This window comes from Streptomyces sp. NPDC059371 (assembly GCF_042751995.1).
Classification (GTDB): Bacteria; Actinomycetota; Actinomycetes; order Streptomycetales; family Streptomycetaceae; genus Streptomyces.
This window is the reverse complement of the sequence record NZ_JBHYXD010000011.1, coordinates 116,508-120,459: the sequence shown is the minus strand read 5'-3', so window position 1 is coordinate 120,459 and position 3,952 is coordinate 116,508. Positions and strand designations below refer to the sequence as shown.

Below are 3,952 nucleotides of genomic sequence, written 5' to 3'. Positions count from 1 at the left end.
CCGCCCCGCCGCGCCCGCGCCGCGCCGGGGCCCGGGCGGGGCGCCGGCCGGGGGGCCCGCCGGACCCCCGCCGCTGCTCACCCGGCCCCTGATGCTCCGCTTCGTGAGCATGATCGGGGCGTCGGTGAGCTTCTTCCTGCTGCTGTCGGCCGTCCCCGCCTACGCCACGGCGTCGGGGGCGGGCCCGGCCACCGGCGCGCTGATGCTGGCCACCGTGCTCGGCGAACTGGGTGCTCCCCGCCTGGTCGCGCGCTACGGCTACCGGGCGGTGCTGGTCGCCGGACTCTCGCTGCTCGGTGCTCCGGCGCTCGTCCTGACCCTCTCGCACTCCCTGGCGTGGATCGTGCTGATCTGCCTGGTCCGCGGCCTGGGCTTCGCTCTGACGCTGGTGGCCGGCGGGGCGCTGACCGCCTCTCTGATCCCGGCCGAGCGGCGGGGTGAGGGGCTGGCGCTGGTGGGTGTGGTCTCGGGCGTGCCGTCGCTGATCGCTCTGCCGCTGGGCATGTGGCTGGCCGGGCGCGTGGGCTTCACCCCGGTCGCCCTCGCCGCCGGTGCGGCCGCGCTCGCCGCCGTCGCGTCGGTGCCGGGCCTGCCCGGCCGGGAGCGGGCGTCGGAGAAGCCCGTGGGGATGGTGGCGGCACTGCGCACCGGCGATCTGGTGCGGCCCGCGGCCGTCTTCGCGACCACGGCTCTGGCGACCGGGATCATCGTCACCTTTCTGCCGCTGGCGGTCCCCGCAGCGGCCTCGGGGGTCGTCGCGGCGGCCCTCTTCGTGCAGCCCGCCGCGTCGACCGCGGCCCGGTGGGCGGCGGGCCGGTACGGCGACCGGCACGGGCCCGCGGGGCTCGTGCTGCCGGGCCTGCTCCTGTCTGCGGGCGGCATGCTGATCACCGCGTTCACCGGGAGCACGGTCGCCGTCCTGGCCGGGGTGGCCGTCTTCGGAGCCGGCTTCGGCATCGCCCAGAACGCCACACTGAGCCTGATGTACGCACGGGTCCCCGCCTCCGACTACGGCACGGTCAGCGCGCTGTGGAATCTCGCCTACGACGGCGGCATGGGCGTCGGCGCCCTCGGTTTCGGCGCCCTGGCCGCACCGGTCGGGTACGCGGCGGCCTTCGCCGTCACGGGTGCCCTGATGCTGGTGGCGCTGGTCCCGGCCCTCCGGGACCTGCGTACCCCCGCCCGTCAGGAATGAGCGAGAGCGGGTCACGGCCGGCCGGGTACGAGGGCGTCACCGGGCGACGGGCGGCGGGGGCGGGCGGCGGGCGGCGGCGGTCCTCCCGTGACAGGCGAGGGGCCTCCCCCGTCACCCCGCCGCGCGCACCCCTTCGATCACCTGTCGCAGCCCCTCGGTCAGGGCGTCCCCGTCGGGGGCGGTCTTCGGGTCGAAGGTCCACTGCGCGATGAGGCCCGTCAGCAGGGTCAGGTAGAAGCGGCCCAGCGTGTCCGCGGACTCGTCGGTCACCTCCTCCTCGGGCACGCCCATGAGGATCGCGACCAGGCCCCGCCCGCCCTCCCGCTGGGCGCGGGCCAGATGGTCGCGCACCTCGGGCAGTTCGATCGTCATGACCTCCATGCTGAGCCGCCACAGCGATCCGGGCTCGCGCATGGTGCCGACGATGTTCGACCACACCTCGCGGAACCGCTCCAGCGAGCCGGGCGCACCGCTGATCCCGGTCACCCCGTCGCCGTCGAAGGGCATCTCCTCCACCAGCGCGACGTAGGCCTGCGCGAGGAGCGCGTCCTTCGATCCGTAGTGGTAGCCGATGGACGCCAGGTTCGTCCCCGACTCCTTGACGATGTCGCGCGCCGTGGTGCGCGCGAAGCCCTTCTCCAGCAGGCAGCGCTTGGCGCCTTCGAGCAGATCCTCACGGTGTCCCATGCCGGCCAGCGTACCCCCGATTCAGACAACCGTCCCATACGCCCGTCAAGGACAACCGTTTGATACACCCGTATTACACACCCGTACTAGACAAGCGTTTAATACGTCCGTACAGTCCCTGTCATGACGAACCCGACGAGCACGACTCCCGCCTCCGGCGCCCCCGACGCCCTGGCCGGCCGCCGCGAATGGACGGCCCTCGGCGTCCTGATGCTTCCGCTGCTCCTGGTCTCGATGGACGTCTCCGTCCTCTACTTCGCGATCCCCGCGATCAGCGCGGACCTGGAGCCGAGCGGCACCCAGCAGCTCTGGATCTTCGACATCTACGCGTTCGTGCTCGCCGGACTGCTGATGACGATGGGCTCCCTCGGCGACCGCATCGGGCGCCGCAAGCTGCTCCTGTTCGGCGCCGCCGCCTTCGGCACCGCCTCGGTGCTGGCCGCCTACGCGAACAGCGCCGAGATGCTGATCGCGGCCCGCGCGGTCCTCGGCGTGGGCGGCGCGACCCTGATGCCGTCGACGATGGCGATCATCCGGACGATGTTCACCGACCCCGGACAGCGCGCGAAGGCGATCGGCCTGTGGTCCGGTGTCATGACCGGCGGCATCGCTCTCGGTTCGGTGATGAGCGGAATCCTCGTCCAGTACTTCTGGTGGGGCTCGGTCTTCCTGGTCAACCTGCCCGCGATGGCGCTGCTGCTGGTCCTCGGCCCGTTCCTGCTGCCCGAGTCCAGGAACCCCGAGCCCGGCCGCTTCGACCTGCCGAGCGTTCCGCTCTCGATGGCCGCCGTGCTGCCGGTGATCTACGGCGTCAAGGAGATCCCGTCCGAGGGCTGGAAGACCGAGTACGTCGTCTCGGTCCTCGTCGGCCTGGTCTTCGCCGCCCTGTTCGTGCACCGCCAGCGCACCGCGAAGTCGCCGCTGATCTCCCCCGCCCTGTTCCGCGGCCGCGGCTTCGCGCCCGCCGTCGTCCTCAACCTGATCTCGTCCTTCGGCATGATGGGCTCGGCGTACTTCACCACGCAGTACCTCCAGTCGGTGCTCGGCAAGAGCTCCATGGCCGCCGCGCTGTGGGCTCTGCTCCCCACCGTCCTGGTCGGCGTGGCCGCGCCGGTCTCCGCGCAGCTCGTGCAGAAGGGCGTCCACCGCGCCCACGTCGTCTCCGGCGGCTTCGTCGTCGCCGCCTGCGGCTACGGCCTGCTGGCCCTCGCCGGCACCGACTCCCTGTGGCTCGTGCTGGCCGGGGCGGGTGTCCTGGCCTCCGGGATCGTCACCGTGATGTCGCAGATGATGGACCTGGCCCTCGGCACCGTGCCCGTCGGCAACGCCGGCTCCGCCTCCTCCCTGCTGGAGACCGGCGCCGAGTTCGGCGGCGCCCTCGGCATGGCGGTCCTGGGCTCCATCGGCACGGCGGTCTACCGCCACGACATCCCGGCCGGCGCCCCGGCCGCGGCCCACGAGACGCTCGGCGGCGCGCTCGCCGTGGCCGGACGGCTGCCCGGCGACGCCGGACAGGCACTGGCCGGCGCGGCACGGGACGCCTTCACGCACGGCATGCAGGCGGCGGCCGTCGCGGGGGCGGTCCTGCTGCTGGGCGCCGCCGCCCTCGCCGCGGCGAGCCTGCGCAAGGTGGCGGTGCGCGAGGACGGCGACGGCCCCGGCGCCGGGACCGGCAAGCCGCTGGAGCCGGCGGCGACCGACCAGGGAACCGGCCTCACACCACCCTGAAACCTCAACCCGGCGGACCTCGCGCGCGGGGGTGGGTGGGCGCGCGCGCGCGCGCCCCCCCGCGCGCGCTCCCCCCCCGGGGGGGCCCGCGCCGCCCCCCCCCCGGGGACGCGGCCTGACACCCGCCTGAACCCTCCACCGGGCGGACCTCGCCCCGGACGCCCGCCCCACCGGGCGAACGACGGCCACGCACGCCCGTCCACCGGGCGGACCCCGCCCTGAAACACCCCACCGGGCGGACCCCGCCCTGTAACGCCCCCGCCCGGGGGCGCCGGCCAACCCCCCCCCCCCCGCCCCCCCCCGCACGCGCCCCCCCCCGCCCCCCGCCGCCCCCGGCCCCGG

Annotated in this window: 3 protein-coding genes; 2 read left to right on the top strand and 1 reads right to left on the bottom strand. The window is 74.7% G+C overall.

Annotated features, from left to right (window positions below; translation table 11 throughout):
* On the top strand, window positions 1-1,195 hold a 1,195-nt coding region (locus ACFXGX_RS09615; protein WP_384787195.1), incomplete at its 5' end, for an MFS transporter.
* Between the two features lie 111 nt (window positions 1,196-1,306).
* Here ACFXGX_RS09615 and ACFXGX_RS09610 read toward each other — a convergent pair.
* Complete coding sequence (locus ACFXGX_RS09610) at window positions 1,307-1,882, bottom strand: TetR/AcrR family transcriptional regulator (RefSeq protein ID WP_384787192.1); 576 nt, start codon at window positions 1,880-1,882, stop codon at window positions 1,307-1,309.
* 123 nt (window positions 1,883-2,005) lie between these two features.
* On the opposite strand from ACFXGX_RS09610, the gene ACFXGX_RS09605 reads away from it, so the two are divergent.
* Window positions 2,006-3,610, top strand: a complete 1,605-nt coding sequence (locus tag ACFXGX_RS09605; protein WP_384787188.1) for an MFS transporter — start codon at window positions 2,006-2,008, stop codon at window positions 3,608-3,610.
* Window positions 3,611-3,952 lie beyond the last annotated feature (342 nt).

Bases quoted from the DNA above. Each gene is read 5' to 3' on its own strand.
- ACFXGX_RS09610 (WP_384787192.1), bottom strand. From the start codon at position 1,882: ATGGGACACCGTGAGGATCTGCTCGAAGGCGCCAAGCGCTGCCTGCTG.
- ACFXGX_RS09605 (WP_384787188.1), top strand. From the start codon at position 2,006: ATGACGAACCCGACGAGCACGACTCCCGCCTCCGGCGCCCCCGACGCC.